General features: G+C 72.4%; 14 protein-coding genes. 6 read left to right on the plus strand and 8 right to left on the minus strand.

The window, feature by feature from the left end:
* The first annotated feature begins 8 nt into the window (after nt 1–8).
* Genes PV343_RS26335 through PV343_RS26345 form a run of 3 tightly spaced genes read left to right on the plus strand, consistent with a single transcriptional unit; the run spans nt 9 to nt 4653 of the window.
* The gene (locus PV343_RS26335; protein ID WP_319149442.1) at nt 9–404 is read left to right on the plus strand and encodes a DUF742 domain-containing protein; all 396 of its coding nucleotides are present in this window, start codon (nt 9–11) and stop codon (nt 402–404) included.
* 24 nt (nt 405–428) lie between these two features.
* Nucleotides 429–4067: a hydantoinase B/oxoprolinase family protein gene (locus tag PV343_RS26340; protein WP_319149443.1), complete on the plus strand. Its 3639-nt coding sequence runs from the start codon at nt 429–431 to the stop codon at nt 4065–4067.
* Complete coding sequence (locus PV343_RS26345) at nt 4048–4653, plus strand: GTP-binding protein (RefSeq protein WP_319149444.1); 606 nt, start codon at nt 4048–4050, stop codon at nt 4651–4653. The genes PV343_RS26340 and PV343_RS26345 overlap by 20 nt, the downstream gene beginning before the upstream one ends.
* 91 nt (nt 4654–4744) lie before the next feature.
* Here the strand turns inward: PV343_RS26345 and glpK are convergent, their stop codons facing one another.
* The 5 genes from glpK to PV343_RS26370 form a co-directional block, all read right to left on the minus strand.
* Nucleotides 4745–6265: a glycerol kinase GlpK gene (gene glpK / locus PV343_RS26350; protein ID WP_319149445.1), complete on the minus strand. Its 1521-nt coding sequence runs from the start codon at nt 6263–6265 to the stop codon at nt 4745–4747.
* 41 nt (nt 6266–6306) lie between these two features.
* Complete coding sequence (locus PV343_RS26355; protein WP_319149446.1) at nt 6307–7056, minus strand: MIP/aquaporin family protein; 750 nt, start codon at nt 7054–7056, stop codon at nt 6307–6309.
* A gap of 393 nt (nt 7057–7449) precedes the next feature.
* Nucleotides 7450–9099 (minus strand): GGDEF domain-containing protein, encoded by a 1650-nt coding sequence (locus tag PV343_RS26360; protein ID WP_319149447.1) that lies wholly within the window; start codon nt 9097–9099, stop codon nt 7450–7452.
* A 134-nt stretch (nt 9100–9233) separates the two neighbouring features.
* Entirely contained in the window at nt 9234–10424 is a 1191-nt protein-coding gene (locus PV343_RS26365; RefSeq protein ID WP_319149454.1) for a lipid-transfer protein, read from the minus strand.
* The gene (locus tag PV343_RS26370) at nt 10421–10846 is read right to left on the minus strand and encodes a Zn-ribbon domain-containing OB-fold protein (RefSeq protein WP_319149455.1); all 426 of its coding nucleotides are present in this window, start codon (nt 10844–10846) and stop codon (nt 10421–10423) included. The genes PV343_RS26365 and PV343_RS26370 overlap by 4 nt, the downstream gene beginning before the upstream one ends.
* A gap of 292 nt (nt 10847–11138) precedes the next feature.
* Here PV343_RS26370 and PV343_RS26375 point away from each other — a divergent pair, with 292 nt between their 5' ends.
* Nucleotides 11139–11675: an NUDIX domain-containing protein gene (locus PV343_RS26375; RefSeq protein ID WP_319149448.1), complete on the plus strand. Its 537-nt coding sequence runs from the start codon at nt 11139–11141 to the stop codon at nt 11673–11675.
* A gap of 19 nt (nt 11676–11694) precedes the next feature.
* Here the strand turns inward: PV343_RS26375 and PV343_RS26380 are convergent, their stop codons facing one another.
* Nucleotides 11695–14055, minus strand: coding sequence for a glycoside hydrolase family 31 protein (locus PV343_RS26380; RefSeq protein WP_319149449.1), 2361 nt, complete (start codon nt 14053–14055; stop codon nt 11695–11697).
* Between the two features lie 137 nt (nt 14056–14192).
* Between PV343_RS26380 and PV343_RS26385 the strand changes: the two genes are divergently transcribed.
* Nucleotides 14193–16160, plus strand: coding sequence for an acetoacetate--CoA ligase (locus PV343_RS26385; RefSeq protein WP_319149450.1), 1968 nt, complete (start codon nt 14193–14195; stop codon nt 16158–16160).
* A 151-nt stretch (nt 16161–16311) separates the two neighbouring features.
* Entirely contained in the window at nt 16312–17223 is a 912-nt protein-coding gene (locus tag PV343_RS26390) for a hypothetical protein (protein WP_319149451.1), read from the plus strand.
* Nucleotides 17224–17303: 80 nt separating this feature from the next.
* On the opposite strand, the gene ptsP is transcribed toward PV343_RS26390, so the two are convergent.
* Together ptsP and PV343_RS26400 are read right to left on the minus strand one after the other, a co-directional pair.
* Nucleotides 17304–18974: a phosphoenolpyruvate--protein phosphotransferase gene (gene ptsP / locus PV343_RS26395; RefSeq protein ID WP_319149452.1), complete on the minus strand. Its 1671-nt coding sequence runs from the start codon at nt 18972–18974 to the stop codon at nt 17304–17306.
* Nucleotides 18975–19052: 78 nt separating this feature from the next.
* On the minus strand, nt 19053–19502 hold the full coding sequence (locus PV343_RS26400) for a PTS glucose transporter subunit IIA (RefSeq protein ID WP_319149453.1): 450 nt from the start codon (nt 19500–19502) through the stop codon (nt 19053–19055).
* Nucleotides 19503–19911 lie beyond the last annotated feature (409 nt).

Raw genomic sequence — 19911 nt, forward strand, 5'->3', positions numbered from 1 at the left:
GGGATGGCATGAGCGGAGAGGGTCAGGACAGAAGCCACTGGTTCGACGACGAGGCCGGACCGGTGGTCCGTCCGTACGCCATGACGCGCGGCCGGACCACGAGCCCGGCCCAGCACCGCCTCGACCTGATCGCGGTGGTCGTGACCGAACCGGGTGCGGGCGACGCCGAGACGGACACGCTGCTCGCACCCGAGCACGTGGAGATCGTCGGACTCTGCCGCGCCGCGCCACAGTCGATCGCGGAACTCGCCGCGGAGCTCGATCTCCCCGTCGGGGTGGTGCGCGTCCTCATCGGGGATCTCGTGCACGCGGAACTCGTCCACGTGACACGCCCGGTGCCCCCGGCCGAACTGCCGGACGAGAGTATTCTGCGCGACGTGATCGACGGCCTCCGGGCGCTGTGACCGGCGTGGAAGCGGGGTAGTGACGTGACAGGCTGGCAGTTCTGGGTCGACCGAGGCGGCACCTTCACGGACATCGTCGCGCGGCGCCCGGACGGCAGCCTGCGCACCCACAAACTGCTCTCCGACAACCCCGCCCGGTACGCCGACGCGGCCGTGGCCGGCGTCCGCGAGCTGCTCGGCGACTCCCCGGACCCCGTGGACGCCGTCCGCATGGGCACCACGGTCGCCACCAACGCCCTGCTGGAACGCGCGGGCGAACGCACCCTCCTGGTGATCACCCGCGGCTTCGCCGACGCCCTGCGCATCGCCTACCAGAACCGCCCCGCCATCTTCGCCCGCCGCATCGAACTGCCCGAGCTGCTGTACGAACGGGTGATCGAGGTCGACGAGCGGATCGCCGCCGACGGCACCGTCCTGCGTGCACCCGACCTCGACGCCCTCGCGGGACCGCTCCGGCAGGCCCACGACGACGGGATCCGCGCGGTCGCCGTCGTCTGCCTGCACAGCCACCTCCACCCCGCCCACGAGCAGGCGATCGGCGCCCTCGCCGAGCGCACCGGCTTCCCGCAGATCTCCCTGTCCAGTGAGGTCAGCCCGCTGATGAAGCTCGTCCCGCGCGGGGACACCGCCGTCGTCGACGCCTACCTCTCGCCCGTGCTCCGCCGCTACGTACGCCACGTCGCCGACGAACTCAGCGGCGTGCGGCTGATGTTCATGCAGTCCAACGGCGGCCTCACCGAGGCCGGGCAGTTCCGCGGCAAGGACGCCGTCCTGTCCGGGCCGGCCGGCGGCATCGTCGGCATGGCCCGCATGTCGCAGCGCGCCGGCTTCGACCGCGTCATCGGCTTCGACATGGGCGGCACCTCCACCGACGTCTCGCACTTCGCCGGCGACTACGAGCGGGTCTTCACCACCCGGATCGCCGGCGTACGGCTGCGCGCCCCGATGCTCGACATCCACACCGTCGCCGCGGGCGGCGGCTCCGTGCTCCACTTCGACGGCTCCCGCTACCGGGTCGGCCCGGACTCGGCCGGCGCCGACCCGGGACCCGCCTGCTACCGCGCCGGCGGACCGCTCACCGTCACGGACGCCAACGTGATGCTCGGCCGTATCCAGGCCGCCCACTTCCCGCCGGTCTTCGGCCCGCGCGGTGACCAGCCCCTGGACGCCGACCTGGTGCGCGACCGCTTCACCGCCCTCGCGCACGGGATCCGTGAGCGCACGGGCGACGACCGCACCCCGGAACAGGTGGCCGAGGGCTACCTGCGGATCGCGGTGGCCAACATCGCCAACGCCGTGAAGCGGATCTCCGTCCAGAAGGGCCACGACGTCACCCGCTACGCCCTGACCACCTTCGGCGGGGCGGGCGGCCAGCACGCGTGCGCGGTCGCCGACTCGCTCGGCGTCCGCACCGTCCTCGTGCCCCCCATGGCCGGTGTCCTCTCCGCGCTCGGCATCGGCCTCGCCGACACCACGGCCATGCGCGAGCAGTCCGTCGAGGCCCCCCTGGATGCGGCCTCGATGCCAGGCATCCGCAGGACGGCCGACGACCTGGAGGGCGCCGCCCGCGCCGAACTCCGCGCCGAGGACGTCCCCGAAGAGCGCATCGAGGTCACCCGCCGCGCCCAGCTGCGCTACGACGGCACCGACACCACCCTCACCGTGGAGCTCACCGAGCCCGCCACCATGAGGCACGCCTTCGAAGAACGTCATCGCGCCACGTACTCCTTCACCCTCGACCGCCCGATCGTGGTCGAGGCCCTCTCCGTCGAAGCCACCGGCATCACCGCACCCCCCGATCTGTCCGCACTCGCCCCCTTCGAGGGCCGGCCCGCCGCACCCGAACAGGTCCGCCTCCACACCGGCGGATCCTGGCGCGACGTCCCCCTCCACCGCCGGGAGGCACTGCCACCCGGCGAACCCGTCACCGGACCCGCGATCATCACGGAGGCCGGCGCGACCACCGTCGTCGACGACGGCTGGCGGGCCGCGGCGACCGACGACGGGCATCTGCTCATGGAACGCGCGACGGTCACGCAGAGTTCCGATCTCGACACGAAAGCCGATCCGGTCCTGCTCGAGGTCTTCAACAACCTCTTCATGTCGATCGCCGAACAGATGGGCGCCCGGCTGGAGTCCACGGCCCAGTCGGTCAACATCAAGGAACGCCTGGACTTCTCCTGCGCCCTGTTCGACCCGGACGGAAACCTGGTGGCCAACGCGCCACACATCCCCGTCCACCTGGGATCCATGGGCACCAGCGTCAAAGAGGTCATCCGCCGCCGCGGCGGCTCGATGCGCCCCGGAGACACCTACGCCGTGAACGACCCCTACCACGGCGGCACCCACCTGCCCGACGTCACCGTGATCACCCCGGTCTTCGACACCGACCCGGCGCAGGACACGCAGAGTGAGCCCGAGATCCTCTTCTACGTCGCCTCACGCGGCCACCACGCCGAGATCGGCGGCATCGCCCCCGGCTCGATGCCCGCCCACAGCCGCACCATCGACGAGGAGGGCGTCCTCTTCGACAACTGGCCGCTCGCCGAGGACGGCCGCTTCCGCGAGGAGGAGACCCGCCGCCTGCTCACCGGGGCACCCCACCCCTCCCGCAACGTCCGTACCAACCTCGCCGACCTGCGCGCCCAGATCGCCGCCAACCAGAAGGGCGTCGACGAGGTCCGGCGGATGATCGGCGAGTTCGGCCTCGGCGTCGTGCAGGCCTACATGCGGCACGTCCAGGACAACGCGGAGGAAGCCGTCCGGCGGGTGGTCGACGCCCTGGACGAGGGCGAGTACGCCTACGAGACGGACTCCGGCGCCGTCATCCGCGTCAAGGTGCGCGTCGACCGCGCCGAGCGCCGCGCGACCGTCGACTTCACCGGCACCTCGCCGCAGCTCGCCACCAACTTCAACGCCCCCTCCGCGGTGGTCGACGCGGCGGTCCTGTACGTCTTCCGCACCCTGGTCGCCGACGACATCCCGCTCAACGACGGCTGCCTGCGCCCGCTGGAGATCGTCGTACCCCCCGGCTCGATGCTGGCCCCCGAACCGCCCGCCGCCGTCGTGGCGGGCAACGTCGAGACCTCGCAGGCCATCACCGGCGCCCTGTACGCCGCGCTCGGCGTCCAGGCCGAGGGCTCCGGGACCATGAACAACGTCACCTTCGGCAACGAACGCCACCAGTACTACGAGACCGTCGCCTCCGGCTCCGGTGCCGGTCCGGACTTCCCCGGCGCCGACGTCGTGCAGACGCACATGACCAACTCCCGGCTCACCGACCCCGAGATCCTGGAGTGGCGCCTGCCCGTCCGGCTCGAGGAGTTCGCCGTACGGCGCGGCAGCGGGGGCGCGGGACGCCGGCGCGGCGGCGACGGCGCCGTGCGTCGCATCCGCTTCCTCGAACCCATGACCGTCTCCACGCTCTCCCAGCACCGCCGGGTGCCCCCCTACGGAATGGCGGGCGGCGAGCCCGGCGCCCTCGGCGCCAACCGGGTGGAGCGTACCGACGGCACTGTCACCGACCTCGGTGGCAGCGGCTCCACCGACGTCGGCGCGGGCGACGTACTCGTCATCGAGACCCCCGGTGGCGGCGGCTACGGCCGGCCGTCGCCCGATCACCACCAAGCAGGAGAAGAGAGCGATGATCTTCGGGCGTTCTGAACGCGGCGTGCCACCGGTCGAGCCCGTCACGCTCAAGATCCTGGTGGCCGGCGGCTTCGGCGTGGGCAAGACGACCCTGGTCGGCGCGGTCAGCGAGATCAGGCCGCTGCGCACCGAGGAGTCCCTGACCGAGGCCGGACGTCCGGTCGACGACACCAGCGGCGTGGAGGGCAAGCACACGACCACCGTGGCCATGGACTTCGGCCGTATCACCCTGCGCGAGGACCTCGTGCTGTACCTGTTCGGGACGCCCGGCCAGGAACGGTTCTGGTTCATGTGGGACGAACTGTCCGAGGGTGCCCTAGGCGCCGTCGTGCTGGCCGACACGCGCCGCCTGGAGGACTGCTTCGCCGCCGTCGACTACTTCGAGAAGCGCTCCATCCCCTTCGTCGTCGGCGTCAACTGCTTCGAGGGTGCGGCCAGGTACCCCGCCGACACGGTGCGACAGGCCCTCGACCTGGACGACGGCGTACCCGTCCTGCTGTGCGACGCCCGCGAGCGGGAGTCGGTCAAGGAGGTGCTGGTCGGAGTGGTCCGGCACGCGATGGAGTACGCGGCCGAACGCCGCGCCGCGCTCCCGACCTGACCGCGGCACGACCCGTACCCCCGCCGACCGGGGTACGGGCCGTGGTCCAGGCGCGCACCCGCACGCGCGCGTACGGCTGCGTCCGCGGTACCTAGATCTCGTCGTCCTCCAGCCAGCCGAAGCTCTTCTCCACCGCCCTGCGCCAGTTGCGGTACTCGCGGTCGCGTACCGACGCCTCCATGGCCGGGGTCCACTCCGCGTCCCGCTGCCAGTGCGACTTCAGCTCGTCCAGGTCGTTCCACACGCCCGTGGCCAGGCCGGCCGCGTAGGCGGCGCCGAGGCAGGTGGTCTCGGAGACCCGGGGCCGGATCACGGGCACGCCCAGGACGTCCGCCTGGTGCTGCATGAGCAGGTCGTTCTTCGTCATGCCACCGTCGACCTTCAGGGTGGTGATCCGCACACCGGAGTCCTGGTACATGGCGTCCACCACCTCCCTGGTCTGCCAGCTCGTCGCCTCCAGCACCGCGCGCGCGAGGTGCGCCTTGGTGACGTAGCGGGTCAGCCCGGTGACGACGCCGCGCGCGTCGGAGCGCCAGTAGGGGGCGAACAGGCCGGAGAAGGCGGGCACGATGTAGGCGCCGCCGTTGTCGTCGACGCTCGCCGCCAGAGTTTCGATCTCGTCGGCGGTGCGGATGATGCCGAGCTGGTCGCGGAACCACTGGACGAGCGCGCCCGTTATCGCGATGGACCCCTCCAGGCAGTACACCGGCGCCTCATCGCCGATCTTGTAGCCCATCGTCGTCAGCAGCCCGCTCTTGGACGGCACCGGCCGGTCACCGGTGTTGAGCAGGAGGAAACTGCCGGTGCCGTAGGTGTTCTTCGCGGTGCCGACGTCGTAACAGGCCTGGCCGAACACGGCGGCCTGCTGGTCGCCCAGGGCGGAGGCGACGGGCACGCCCGCCAGCTGGCCGACGGCGGTGCCGTACACCTCGGCGGACGACCTGATCTCGGGCAGAACCGCCTCCGGCACGTTCATCGCCGAGAGGATGGAGGAATCCCACTGGAGCGTCTCCAGGTTCATCAGCATGGTGCGCCCCGCGTTCGTCACGTCGGTGACGTGCCGGCCGCCCTCCGTGCCGCCGGTGAGGTTCCAGATCAGCCAGGAGTCGATGGTGCCGAAGGCGATCTCGCCGCGTTCGGCGCGGTCGCGCAGTCCGGGCACGTGGTCCAGCAGCCAGGCCGCCTTGGGGCCGGAGAAGTAGCTGGCCAGCGGCAGGCCGGTCTGGTCGCGGAAGCGGTCCTGGCCGTCCGTGCCGCCCAGTTCGTGGCACAGGGCCGCGGTACGGGTGTCCTGCCAGACGATCGCGTTGTGCACGGGCTTGCCGGTGGAGCGGTCCCACAGGACCGTGGTCTCCCGCTGGTTGGTGATGCCCAGGGCGCTCAGCTGGTCGGCGCGCAGTCCGGCCTTGGCGAGCGCCCCCGCCACCACGGCCTGCACCTTGGACCAGATCTCGGTGGCGTCGTGCTCCACCCAGCCGGGCTTGGGGAAGATCTGGCGGTGCTCGCGCTGGTCCACGGCGACGATCGCCCCGCCGTGGTCGAAGATGATGCAGCGGCTGGACGTGGTGCCCTGGTCGATGGCGGCGACGTACTTCTCGGCGGTGTCCGTCATGGCTGTCCCTGGGTCGCTGGGTCGCTGGGTCGGATCGCTGGTCAGAAGGCGAGGTTGTAGACGAGGCCGGCGAGCGCCCCGCCGATCAGCGGGCCGACCACCGGGATCCACGCGTAGCCCCAGTCGGATGAGCCCTTGTGCGGGATCGGCAGGAAGGTGTGCACGATGCGCGGGCCGAGGTCACGGGCGGGGTTGATGGCGTACCCCGTGGGCCCGCCGAGGGAGAGCCCGATGCCGACCACGAGCAGCGAGACGATCAGCACCGTGGTGCCGGACTCGCCGAGCCCCCTGGTCAGCCCGAAGGCGAGGACGGGCAGCACCAGTCCCATCGTCGCGATGATCTCGGTGATGAGGTTGGCGACGGGGTTCCGTATCTCGGGGATGGTCGAGAAGATCCCCAGGGTCGGCAGGGGTTCCTCGGCGGTGCCCTCGGTCGTGCCCACCTCGCGGACGTTGGCCTGGAACTGCGCGAGATAGACGAGGTAGGCCAGCACCGCGCCGAGCATGGCGCCGACGATCTGGCCCAGCAGATAGACCCAGACCTTGTCCCATTTGCCGGTGTCCACCGCGATGCCGATGGTGACCGCGGGGTTGAGCTGGCCGCCGGACAGGGGAGCGGCGGTGTACGCGCCAGCGAGCACGCCGAACCCCCATCCGAACGCGATGACGATCCATCCCGAGGCGCGTGCCTTTGAGTATCTGAGGGTGACGGCGGCGCATACGCCGGCACCGAACAGGATCAGGATCGCGGTGCCGATGATCTCGCCGACGAAAATGTCTCCGTTGCTCATGGCGGCTCCCTTGGCGCCGGCCCGGGGAGTGGCCCCGGCCGTCCGTGCAGGAACGGTTCCCTTGGCGACTTCAGCCGAAGGCAGGGAGGGCCCCGCGCCCCGCCCGGCGTCCGTGACGAGCGTGCCGTCGCAGTCGACTCGCCCGGTGGGAAGGGCCGTTGAGCAGGAAGAAGCCCATAGCGCAGTGCCTGATTACACCGAGAATGTACGGCGATGTCGGCTGACACCCGGAAGTGTTCACCGGCGCCAGGAGGCCGTCAAGGTCGCCGACGGCAACGGTGACAGCGGTTTCCCGCCCGGCCGTCCGCCCGGCCCTCCCCGGGCCGCGCTCCGGCTCCCTACGGCCCGCCTTCCGGGGCCGTGCGGGCAACTGCCGTACGCAGGACAGGTCTTTCAGCCGAGCGGCTCCGCCGTCGCATATCCCGCCTGGGCCGGGGCCGCCCCGGAGCCACGCCGGATCTCGTACCCGGGCAGTCCCGCACGCGCGAGCACCCAGCTATTCCCGCGCAGCGCCTTCGCCGCCTTCTTCAGCGGAGCCAGCCGGGCGGCGGCCTGCCGGTGGTCGGACACCCCGCCGGGCCCGCACACGACGGTCGCCAGGGACAGCGTCACCGGGCGCCCGCCCGCCGCCCAGGGCGCGTCCAGCACCGGACCCGCCAGGCCGTCCAGCGCCTCCTCCTGCGCCAGCACCAGGAAGTCGTCCCCGCCGATGTGACCCACGCGCGCGTGCCCCGCGACCGCCGCCTGCAGCGCCCGGCCCACCGAACGGATCAGCTCGTCGCCGGCGGCGAACCCGGCACCGTCGTTGACCTGCTTGAAATGGTCGATGTCCAGCCAGCTCAGCGTGAACGTCCGCCCCTCGGCGATCCACCGGTCCACCTCACCGGTGATCGCGTCCGAACCGGGCAGCCGGGTCAGCGGATTGAGGCCCGCGGCCTCCTCCACCCGGGTCTCGGCCAGCGCCCGGACCAGGTCGGCGAGGCGTACGACGCCCACGCACCGGCCGCGGTGGTCGACGACCGCCACGTCGTCCGAGGTACGGTCGCGGCCGCCGACCGCGACCACGTCCAGCACCTCCCACGCGGTGGCGTCCACCCCGACCGTGCGGGGCGCGTCGCCCAGCTTGAAGGCGGGCCGGTCCGCGTACAGGGCGTGCCCGTAACGGCCGGACATCGACAGCAGGAAGCGGGACCGGTGGACCGAGCGGACGGGCACCCCGGCCTGGTCCACGAGCAGCACCCCCGAGACGTCCGGCGAGCCGGTCAGCAGCGCCCGCACCTGCCCCGCCGAGGCGGTGACGGGCAGGAGGGCGGCGGGCCGCACGAACTCCCGGACCGGCGGCCCGGACCGGGGCACGGCCAGAGTGCCGGGGGAGCGGGGCGGAACGTATACGTCCGCCACCGGGATACGGGCCGGCGGCGCGAACAGCTCGCCCTGGGCGAGCTGCGCACCGGCCGCCAGCGCGGCCGCGCACTGCAGCTCGGTCTCCACACCCTCCACGGCCACCAGCGCGCCCAGTTGCTCGCAGAACGTCCGCATCGCCCGCACCGCGGCCGGCCGGGCCAGCAGCGAGGCGTCGAGCTTGACCAGGTCCGGGGCGAGGTCGGCGAGCAGCCGCAGCGGCACGTCGCCGTCGCCGATGCCGTCCGCGCTGATCCGGAACCCCTGTTCGCGCAGCGTGGCGACCGCCTCCAGCAGGGCCCGGTGCGGGACGTGGGTGCACGGCGGCACGACGTCCAGCGTGACCTCCCAGGGCATCCGCCCCGCCGCGCGCACGGCGTCGTGCAGCGGGGTGAGCCCCCCGAGGTCGGCGAGCGTGGCCGCGAACACGTTCAGGTGCAGCGGCAGCAGCGTCTCCTTGCGCGCCGCCGCCCGCAGTGCCAGCACGGCCAGCCTGCCGTCGAGTTCCGGGTCGCGGCGGGCCTCGGCCAGGACGTCGCCGGTCTCCGGGCGGGCGAGTATCTCCAGTGCGGCGACCGCGCCGGTCCTCAGGTTGACCACTGGCTGGAAGGCGAAGCGGAGATTATCCGTCCAGGAGTGCACGGGAGCATGATGGCCCTGCCCGCGTACGCCCAGGCGCAGTTCATGAGACGTTCACGGAGGCTTTCGGGGCGGTCACACGCCGTGAAAAGCCCCTGCGGTCCCTCCAGTCGCACCCGTTCCCGCCCCGGCCGGACTCAACGCACCACGACCACGGACGACCCGTGCCCGAAGAGCCCCTGGTTGGCGGTGATCCCCACGCGCGCGCCGGCCACCTGACGATCACCCGCGGCTCCTCTGAGCTGCCACGCCAGCTCACAGACCTGGGCGATCGCCTGCGCCGGCACCGCTTCACCGAAGGAGGCGAGGCCCCCGCTGGAGTTGACGGGTATACGGCCGCCCGGGGCGGTGGCGCCCTCCCGCAGCAGCTTCGCGCCCCCGCCCGCGCCGCACAGACCCAGATCCTCGTACCACTGCAGTTCCAGTGCGGTGGACAGGTCGTACACCTCCGCCAGCGACAGGTCCTCCGGGCCGATGCCGGCCTCCTCGTAAGCGGCACGCGCGATGGACGCCCGGAAGTTCTCGTCCGGGGGCGCCACCGCCACGGCGGAGTCGGTGGCGATGTCCGGCAGGTCCAGCACCGTGTTCGGGAACCGCGGGGTCACCGTCGACACCGCCCGGATCCGCACCGGCCGAGCCGTACCGTGTCGCCGGGCGAAGTCCAGGCTGCTCAGCACCAGCGCGGCGCCGCCGTCGGAGGTGGCGCAGATGTCGAGCAGCCGCAGCGGGTCGGACACCACCGCGGAGGCGGCGACCTCCTCGGCGGTGACCCGCCGGCGGTAGCGCGCGTAGGGGTTGAGCGCACCCGACGCGGCGTTCTTCACCTTGACCAGGGCGAAGTCCTCCGGTGTGTCCCCGTGCACCGCCATCCGCCGGCGTGCGTACAGCCCGAAGTAGGCCGGGTTCGTCGCACCCAGCAGCCGGAAGCGCAGCCAGTCCGGATCGTCGGGGCGGTCCCCGCCGGCGGGCCGGAAGAACCCCTTGGGCGCGGCGTCCGCCCCCACCACGAGCACCACGTCCGCGAGCCCGGCGAGGACCTGCGCCCGCGCGGTCGCGATCGCCTGCGCCCCCGAGGCGCACGCCGCGTACACGCTGGCGACCCGCGCCCCCTGCCAGCCGAGCGCCTTCGCGAACGTCGCCCCCGCCACGTATCCCGGGTATCCGCCGCGCACCGTGTCCGCGCCCACCACCGAGCCGACGTCCGGCCAGCCGAGCCCCGCGTCCGCGAGGGCCGCGCGGGCCGCCGCCGTGCCGTACTCGACGAAGCCGCGCCCCCACTTGCCCCAGGGGTGCATGCCCACGCCGAGCACCGCCACGTCCGCCGTCATGCCCCCGCCCCCTTCGGCCGCCAGTGCCAGGTGGTCCATGCCGTCTCCGCGTCCTCGTGGAGCACGCCGGGGACGACCTCGACCTCCATGCCCACCGTCAGACCGGCGACGGTGACCCCGGGAGCCGCCTGCCCCAGCACCACGATCCGCTCGGACTCCAGTTCCACCGCGATCAACGCGTACGGCTCCCACGGAAGTTCCGGATCGCTCACATAGGGTGACGGAGGGCGGTAGCGGCTGTCGGTGTACGACCAGATCCGGCCGGTTCGTGACAGCGGGACCTCTTCGAGGTCGTCACCGGCGCAGTGCGGGTTGCGGCAGTGGGTGTCCTCGCGCGGGAAGAAGACCGTGCGGCAGGACGCGCACCGCGTGCCCAGGAGTCTGAAGTCGTCCCCCTCGCCGGTGAACCAGCCGACGACCACGGGGGTGCGGGTTCGCGTCAACGTTCCTCCAGATGAGAAGATCTGACGGAGCGTCAGCAGGATGCCACGCGCCACCGGAAATAGGCAGGCGTCCCGGCGAACCGCACGGCCCCCGACGGCGTCGTGGTACCTGGAGGGGCTGCCGGGGCCGACGGGGGTGGTCCCGGACGCCCCTCCGCCTTTCCTTCCACTTCTCCTTCCGCTTCCCTCTCCACCCGCGCGTCCTCCGCGGCGTCCCCGTTGATCGCCGCAGGCGGAAGACGCGCTTCCTCCGATCGGATACAGTCCGCGCGTGTCCGAAACCAAGCACTCAACCGACAACTCCGCACCGGACTCACACTGTTCGAGCTGCGGAGCGCCCTATGGGGAGGGCGTCTCCGGCTGGCCGCGCACCTGCCCGGTCTGCGGAGGGGCCGCCTACCGCAACCCGCTGCCGGTCGCGGTCGCCCTCCAGCCCGTGTACGACACCAAGGGCACGGCCCTGGTCGTCATCACCCGCACGATCGGCCCCGCGCGCGGAGGCACGGCACTGCCCGGCGGCTACATCGACGACCGCGAGGACTGGAAACACGCCGTCGTCCGCGAACTCAGGGAAGAGACGGGCATCGACGCCGCCGCCCGCGACGTGCGCCTCGTGGACGCCATGAGCTCGCCCGACGGACACCTGCTGCTGTTCGGCCTGCTCCCGGAACGCCCCGCCGAGAGCCTGCCGGCCTCGGGCGCCACCGACGAGACCGAGGGCTGGCACCTGCTGCGCCGAGCCGAGGAACTGGCATTCCCCCTGCACACCCTCGCCGTCCGGGCCTGGTTCGAGGGCCGCTACGTCTGATCACGTCCGGGCCGGCACCTCAGCCGAGCCCGCGGACGCGCACCGGGTAGGACGGCTCCTCCGGGCCGTCCTCCCGCTCCCGGGTGACGACCACCCGCCGGCCGAGCCTGCGGGCGACGTAGCGCTCGATCTCCGCCACCTCCCAGCCGTCGCCCGCGTCCGGCACCACCAGGCCGTCCCCGGTCCGTCCCGGCGCGGGCGCCCACACCTCCAGCTCGGTCTCGCCGTCCTCGCCGCGCACGGGCAGCACCGCGCCCGCGCGCGCGAACACCGGAATCCGTGAGAGCGGAGCCTCCACTAGCACCTGCGCCGGCCCCTCGTACGGCGTCCCCGTCAGCGTGTCGTACCAGCGGCCCCGCGGCAGCCGCACCGCACGCCGTTGCACACCCGGATCCAGCACGGGCGCCACCAGCAGGCAATCACCCAGCAGGAACGCGTCCTCGCAGTCACGCAGCGCCCGGTCCTCCGGCGCCGCCCACCACAGCGGCCGCACATAAGGCGCCCCGGTGCGCCGGGCCAGCTGCGCCAGCGTCACGAAGTACGGCATGAGCCGCCGGCGTTCGAGCAGCGCCTCGCGCGCGTGCTCCAGCACATCCGGGCCGAACTCCCAGGGCTCCCTGCGCCCCGCCCGCGGACCGGCGTGCGTACGGAACAGCGGCAGGTACGCACCCAGCTGGAACCACCGCAGGTACAGCTCGGGCGACGGGGCGCCGTCGTAGCCGCCGACGTCCGGACCCGAGTACGGCACCCCGCACAGCCCCAGCCCCAGCACCAGCGACAGTGAGGCCCGCAGCCCTGGCCAGCCCGTCGCCACGTCCCCCGACCACGTGCCGCCGTAGCGGTGCGCGCCCGCCCAGCCGGAGCGCGAGAACAGGAACGGCCGCTCATGGGGCGACAGCTCGCGCAGCCCCTCGTAACCCGCCCGGGCCATGCACAGCGCGTACACGTTGTGCGCCTCCCGGTGGTCCCCGCCCCGCCCCTCCAGGGCGTGCCTGGCCGAGCGCGGAAGCGTCGGCTCCCCGAACGCGCTGAACGACGTCGGCTCGTTCATGTCGTGCCAGAAGCCGGCGAAACCCTGGTCCAGCCGTTCCTCGTACAGCCCGCCCCACCACTTGCGCACGCGCGCGTGCGTGAAGTCCGGGAACACCGACTCGCCGGCCCACACCTCGCCCCGCACCGGCCGCCCCGAGGCGTCCCGGACGAACGCGTCCAGCACCGACCCGCTGTCGTACACCGCGTTGCCCGGCGCCGCCCGCACCGCCGGATCGATGATCGACACCAGGCGTATCCCGTCGCGGCGCAGTTCGTCCGCGAGCCCCGGCAGCTTCGGGAAGCGCCGCTGGTCGACGGTGAAGACCTGGTGGTCCGCATAGTGGTCGATGTCCAGGTGGACGGCGTCCAGCGGCAGACCGCGCTCCTGGTAGCCCGCGACGATCCGGCGCACCTCGTGCTCACTGCCGAAGCCCCACCGCGCGTGATGGTGACCCAGCGCCCAGGCCGGCGGCAGCGCGGGCGCACCGGTCAGCGACGCCCAGGTGTGCAGCACGCGCGCGGGGGCCCCCACGATCACCCACCCGCGCAGCGGACCGCCCTCCATCCGCACCTCGCAGCGCCCCGCACGATCGTGCCCGGACCCCGCGCCCTCCTCCCCCTCCCGCAGCGTCACCGTGCCGTCCCAGGTGTTGTCGTGGAACACCAGATGGGCCCCGGCGTCGGCCACGACCAGCTGCAGCGGCATCGTCAGGTACAGCGGATCGTCACCCGGACCGAACGCACGCCCCGGATCGGAGTTCCACAACCGGTACGAGCCGTCCCGCAGCCGCGGCCCGGCCGCGCGCCCGCCCAGCCCGAAGAACCGGGCGTCCGCCGCCACCTCGGACCGCAGCAACCAACGAGCCGCGCCCCCGCCGACCGGCTCCCACCAGCGCGGCGGCAGATCCCGCCGCAGCACCACGCCCCCCGGCGTGCACACGTCCAGCGCGCCGTGCCGGGAGACGACGATCGTCACCCGCTCGGCCACCACCCGCCAGCCGCCGTCCTTGTCCGGCTCCAACACCGCCCGCGGATCCGGTTCCGGGCAGCCTGCCGCCAGCGCGTACGACGGCTCCGGCTCCGCCCCGTCCCAGCCCCAGAAGACCGCCCCGTTGACCGCGACGGTGATCCGCAGCTCCGAACGGCCGAACCGGATCACACCCCCGCCAGGCCCCGGCTCGGCGTCCCGCACCTGCCCCGGCACACGGGCCCGTTCCGCCCCCCGGGGCGGCAGCCCGGCGGCGTCGATACGCCTCCTGCGCCAGGCGGACCGTACGGTGCGCAACCCCTGAGCAGCCCGCCCCGAACCGACCACACTCACCGAACGCACCAGGTCACGACCGTCCATGTTGTTCACCCTGCCACTGACCGCACCCTGGTGCAGAAGTCGATCACATGGCATCGTCCCTGTCAGCCGCGTCACGCGCACACCCCAGCCCGTGCGCGGACCGACGCACACGACGCGCACAGTCCGGGAGCCGCCCCATGTCCACAGCGAACCAGCAGCCGCTCTGGCAGCCCGACCCCGAGCGGATCGCCCAGGCACGCATCACCGCGTTCCAGGCATGGGCAGCCGAGCACCACGGCGCCCCGGCCGACGGAGGCTACCCCGCGCTTCACCGCTGGTCCGTCGAACAGCTGGACACCTTCTGGAAAGCCGTCACCGAGTGGTTCGACGTACGGTTCTCCACCCCCTACGCGCGCGTACTCGGCGACCGCTCGATGCCCGGCGCCCAGTGGTTCTCCGGAGCCACCCTCAACTACGCCGAGCACGCCCTGCGCGCCGCCGCCGACCGGCCCGACGAGCCCGCCCTCCTGCACGTCGACGAGACCCACGAACCCACCCCGGTCACCTGGGCCGAGCTGCGCCGCCAGGTGGGCTCCCTCGCCGCCGAACTCCGCGCCCTCGGCGTCCGCCCCGGCGACCGCGTCAGCGGCTACCTCCCCAACATCCCCGAGGCCGTCGTCGCCCTCCTCGCGACCGCCGCCGTCGGCGCCGTGTGGACCTCCTGCGCCCCCGACTTCGGCGCCCGCAGCGTCCTCGACCGCTTCCAGCAGGTCGAACCCGTCGTCCTGTTCACCGTCGACGGCTACCGCTACGGCGGCAAGGAGCACGACCGCAGGGAGATCGTCGCCGAACTCCGCCACGAGCTGCCCACCCTGCGCGCCGTCGTCCACATCCCGCTCCTCGGCACCGAGGCACCGCAGGGCGCCCTGGAATGGTCGGCACTGACCTCGGCCGACACCGAGCCCGACTTCGAGCAGGTCCCGTTCGACCACCCCCTGTGGGTGCTCTACTCCTCCGGCACCACCGGCCTGCCCAAGGCCATCGTCCAGTCCCAGGGCGGCATCCTCGTCGAGCACCTCAAGCAGCTCGGCCTGCACTGCGACCTCGGCCCCGGCGACCGCTTCTTCTGGTACACCTCGACCGGCTGGATGATGTGGAACTTCCTCGTCTCCGGCCTGCTCACCGGCACCACGATCGTCCTGTACGACGGCAGCCCCGGCTACCCCGACACCGGCGCCCAGTGGCGGATCGCCGAACGCACCGGCGCCACCCTCTACGGCACCTCCGCCGCCTACGTCATGGCCTGCCGCAAGGCCGGCGTGCACCCCTCCCGCGACTTCGACCTCTCCCGGGTGCGATGCGTCGCAACCACCGGCTCCCCACTGCCCCCCGACGGCTTCCGCTGGCTGCACGACGAGGTCCGCGACGACCTGTGGATCGCCTCCGTCAGCGGCGGCACCGACGTCTGCTCCTGCTTCGCCGGGGCCGTGCCGACGCTGCCCGTGTACACCGGCGAACTCCAGGCCTCCGGACTCGGCACCGACCTGCAGTCCTGGGACCCGGCCGGCGAGCCCCTCGTCGACGAGGTCGGCGAGCTGATCGTCACCAACCCCATGCCCTCGATGCCGATCCGCTTCTGGAACGACCCCGACGGCAGCCGCTACCACGACAGCTACTTCGACGCCTACCCGGGCGTCTGGCGCCACGGCGACTGGATCACCGTCACCTCCCGCGGCTCGGTGATCATCCACGGCCGCTCCGACTCCACCCTCAACCGGCAGGGCGTCCGCATGGGCTCCGCCGACATCTACGAAGTGGTCGAGCGGCTGCCCGAGATCAGGGAATCCCTCGTCATCGGCATCGAACAGCCCGACGGCGGCTACTGGATGCCCCTCTTCGTCCACCTCGCGCCCGGAGCCGTCCTCGACGAAGCACTCCTGAACCGCGTCAAGCAGGCCATCCGCGAACAGCTCTCACCGCGCCACGTGCCCGACGAGATCATCGAGGTCCCGGGCGTCCCGCACACCCTCACCGGCAAGCGCATCGAGGTCCCGGTCAAGCGACTCCTCCAGGGCACGCCCCTGGAAAAGGCGGTCAACCCCGGATCCATCGACGACCTCGGCCTGCTCAACTTCTACGAGGAACTCGCCCGCAAGCGCGCCTGACCCCCCGGACGCCGCAGACCGCCCCCGGACCTCGCCCACAGCACGGCGGCGAAGTCCGGGGCCGGACCCCCGGCCCCCTCCCACGAAGCCCGTTGTCAGTGCCCACGGTTACTGTGAGTGAGCATTGATCAACCGCGCACTGGGGGAAAACATGGCGCACACCGACCACCTGACCCTGCGACGCGTCCTGCGCCGCGAGATCGCCGGAACCATCGGCCTGCTCACCGACGACCACGACTTCCGCGCCATGCGGCGCTACCGCAGCTTCGCCTTCGACGACCACACCACCTACCTCCAGCAGGTCGAAGCCCTCCTCAAGAGCCGAGCGGCCCAGGGCAGCCACACCACCCTCGCTCTCTTCGACCCCGAGGACTACGCCGCCTTCTGCGCGGACACCGGCCTCGACCCGGAAGCACCGGCCAGCCGCAGCCGCTTCACCGCGCAACTCGCGGCCACCGGCCCCACCATCCCCTACGACGGCCGGCCCCTCAGCACGCTCGTGCCCGCCCTCGTCGACGAGGCCGTACGCCAGGCCACCTGGGAGTACGCCACCGCCCTCCTGACCCGCCTCGGCCCCTGCGCCACCTGCGGCGAGGACATCGGCCGCGCGGCCTTCACCCGCGCCGCCGACCTCCTCGTGCGCATCCTCGACACCGCCCCACCCGGCGACCGCCACCTCGTCTGCAGCGTCTCCGGACCACCGGACACCCTCGTCTCCGTCCTGAACGCCGACGCGTGTGCCGAAGGACCCCCGGAACTCGACGAGGCCGAAGCCCTCGAATTCACCAGCGTCCTCGCCCTGGGCCTCGCCACCCGCGGCCCCGGCGGACTCGTCATGCGGGTCAGCGGCCCCGGCACGACGGACCGCGTCCACGGATGGCGCCTGCGCGGCGGAACCCTGGAACCGCTCACCGCCTCCGAGGTCTTCGACGCCTACTGCACCGACGCGGAGACCGGCGAGATCATCTCCCCGGAACCGGGGGTCGACTACTGCTCCCCACCGGACCTGGGGAAGGATTTGGGGGAGGAGGACGGAAACGCGGCACCGGGCCACCGCCACTGAAAGCGCCAGGGGCGCCCCACCCGAAGCGGGACGCCCCTGCACCCGGCACGCTGCGCGCCGGTACGACCCTCGCCGCGCCGCTACTCGCCGGAGAGCACCGCCTGAGCCGCGCCACGCGCCTCCTCGGCGCTGTCCGACGCACGCGCGGCGGCGGCGGCCCGCTCGCACTGCGCCATCGTGTACTTCGCCAGCGTCGCCCGGACATAGGGGATGGACGCGGCACCCATCGACAAGGAGGTGACACCCAGACCCGTCAGCACACAGGCCAGCAGCGGATCGGACGCGGCCTCACCGCACACACCACAGCTCTTGCCCTCGGCCTTGGCCGCCTCGGCGGACAGCGCGACCAGGTCGAGCAGGGCGGGCTGCCACGGGTCCTGGAGCCGCGACACCGCACCCACCTGCCGGTCGGCCGCGAACGTGTACTGGGCGAGATCGTTCGTGCCCAGCGACAGGAACTCGACCTCCTGCAGGATGGACCGCGCCCGCAGCGCCGCCGACGGGATCTCCACCATGGCACCGAACTTGGCCCGCAGCCCCGCCTCCCGGCAGGCGTCGGCGAACGCCTTGGCGTCCGCACGGTCCGCCACCATCGGCGCCATGACCTCCAGGTAGACCGGCAGCCCCTCGGCGGCCCGCGCCAGCGCGGTCAGCTGCGCGCGCAGCACCTCCGGGTGGTCGAGCAGGGTCCGCAGCCCCCGCACGCCCAGCGCCGGGTTCGGCTCGTCCGCCGGCGTCAGGAAGTCCAGCGGCTTGTCCGCGCCCGCGTCCAGGACCCGCACGACCACACGGCCCTCCGGGAACGCCTCCAGCACCTGCCGGTAGGCCTGCACCTGCTTCTCCACGGAAGGCGCGCTCTTGCTGTCGTCCAGGAAGAGGAACTCGGTGCGGAACAGACCGACGCCCTCGGCCCCGGCCTCCACCGCCGCCGGCACGTCCGCCGGACCGCCGACATTGGCCAGCAGCGGCACCTTGTGCCCGTCGGCCGTGACGCCCGGACCCGTGGAAGCGGCCAGCGCGGCCTTGCGCTCGGCGGCGGCCGCCCGCAGCTCCGCCTTCTTCTCCTCGGCGGGGTTCACGAAGATCTCGCCCGTGCTGCCGTCCACGGCGATCACCGTGCCCTCGGCCAGCTCACCGGCGTGCGGCAGCGCCACCACGGCCGGCACGCCCAGCGCTCGCGCCAGGATCGCGCTGTGGCTGGTCGGCCCGCCCTCCTCGGTGACGAAACCGAGTACCAGGGTGGGGTCGAGCAGCGCCGTGTCGGCCGGGGCGAGGTCACGGGCCACCAGCACGTAGGGCTGGTCGCTGTCCGGGACACCCGGCATCGGCACGCCCAGCAGCCGGGCGACGATGCGGTTGCGCACGTCGTCCAGGTCGGCCACGCGGCCGGCGAGGTACTCACCGGCACCGGCGAGCAGCTCGCGGTAGGCCGCGAAGGCGTCGTACACCGCGCGCTCCGCCGTGCTGCCCACGGCGATCCGCCGCTCGACGTCCGCCATCAGCTCGGGATCCTGGGCCATCATGGCCTGCGCCTCGAGCACGGCCTGGGCCTCACCGCCCGCCAGGTTGCCGCGCGCCATGAGGTCGGCCGCGACCGCGTCCACGGCCTGGCGCGCCCGACCCTGTTCGCGCGCCGCCTCCTCCGCCGGGATCTGCTTGGCCGGCGGTTCGAGCACCGCCGTCCCCATGTGCCGAACCTCGCCGATCGCCACACCGTGGCTCACGCCGACGCCTCGCAGCGTTGTCTCCATCTCACCCGTCTCCGTCAGTGCGGCGGGTCCCGCCGCCGCGTTGGTTGTCCGGTACGCCGCCCAGCGGCGGCGGTGTCGTCAGTTCCAGGAGAAGAGGCTGTCGCCGGCCTTCACGTCACCGCTGTCACGGAGAGCGGAAAGGGACTCGGCGGTGGCCTCCAGCGCCACGACCGGGGACACGGGCGACTTGCCGGCGGCCTCGACCGCTGCCGGGTCCCAGCGCACGACGCTCTGACCGCGCGTGACGGTGTCGCCCTTGTTGACGAGCAGCTCGAAGCCCTCGCCGTTGAGCTGAACGGTGTCGATGCCGAGATGGGTGAGCACGCCGTGGCCGTGCTCGTCTACCACGACGAACGCGTGCGGGTGGAGGGAGACGATGACCCCGTCCACGGGGGCGACGGCCTCGGAGGGCTCACGCACCGGGTCGATCGCGGTGCCCGGGCCGACCATGGCCCCGGAGAAGACCGGATCCGGCACGGCGGCCAGTCCGATGGCGCGGCCGGCGAGCGGGGACGTCACGGTGGTCATGGGAAGCCTCCCAGGAGTGGAGCTGCAGGTACGGCCGTCACGCCTGTCCCTGACGGAGCACTGAGCAGCAGCGTAAGTCAAAGGAAGTGACGGTTCCGTCTGGAACCTACCAGCAAGTGGTCTAGACCACCAACCACATCGATTTGCACGGGCTCCGACGGCCCCTGTACAGTCGTAACCCTGCTCGGGACGGAGCGACGCGAAAGCGTGGCCGTCGAGCGGCAACCAAACTTGTCAGATCCTATCCGGGATCCCTTCCGCATGTCTGCGGGAGAGTGGTCAGGGAGACGGAAAAACCCTGGTAGAGTTTGAAACGCAAGACCGAAGGGAAGCGCCCGGAGGAAAGCCCGAGAGGGTGAGTACAAAGGAAGCGACCGTTCCTTGAGAACTCAACAGCGTGCCAAAAATC

This window comes from Streptomyces sp. WI03-4A (assembly GCF_033792105.1).
Classification (GTDB): domain Bacteria; phylum Actinomycetota; class Actinomycetes; order Streptomycetales; family Streptomycetaceae; genus Streptomyces; species Streptomyces collinus_A.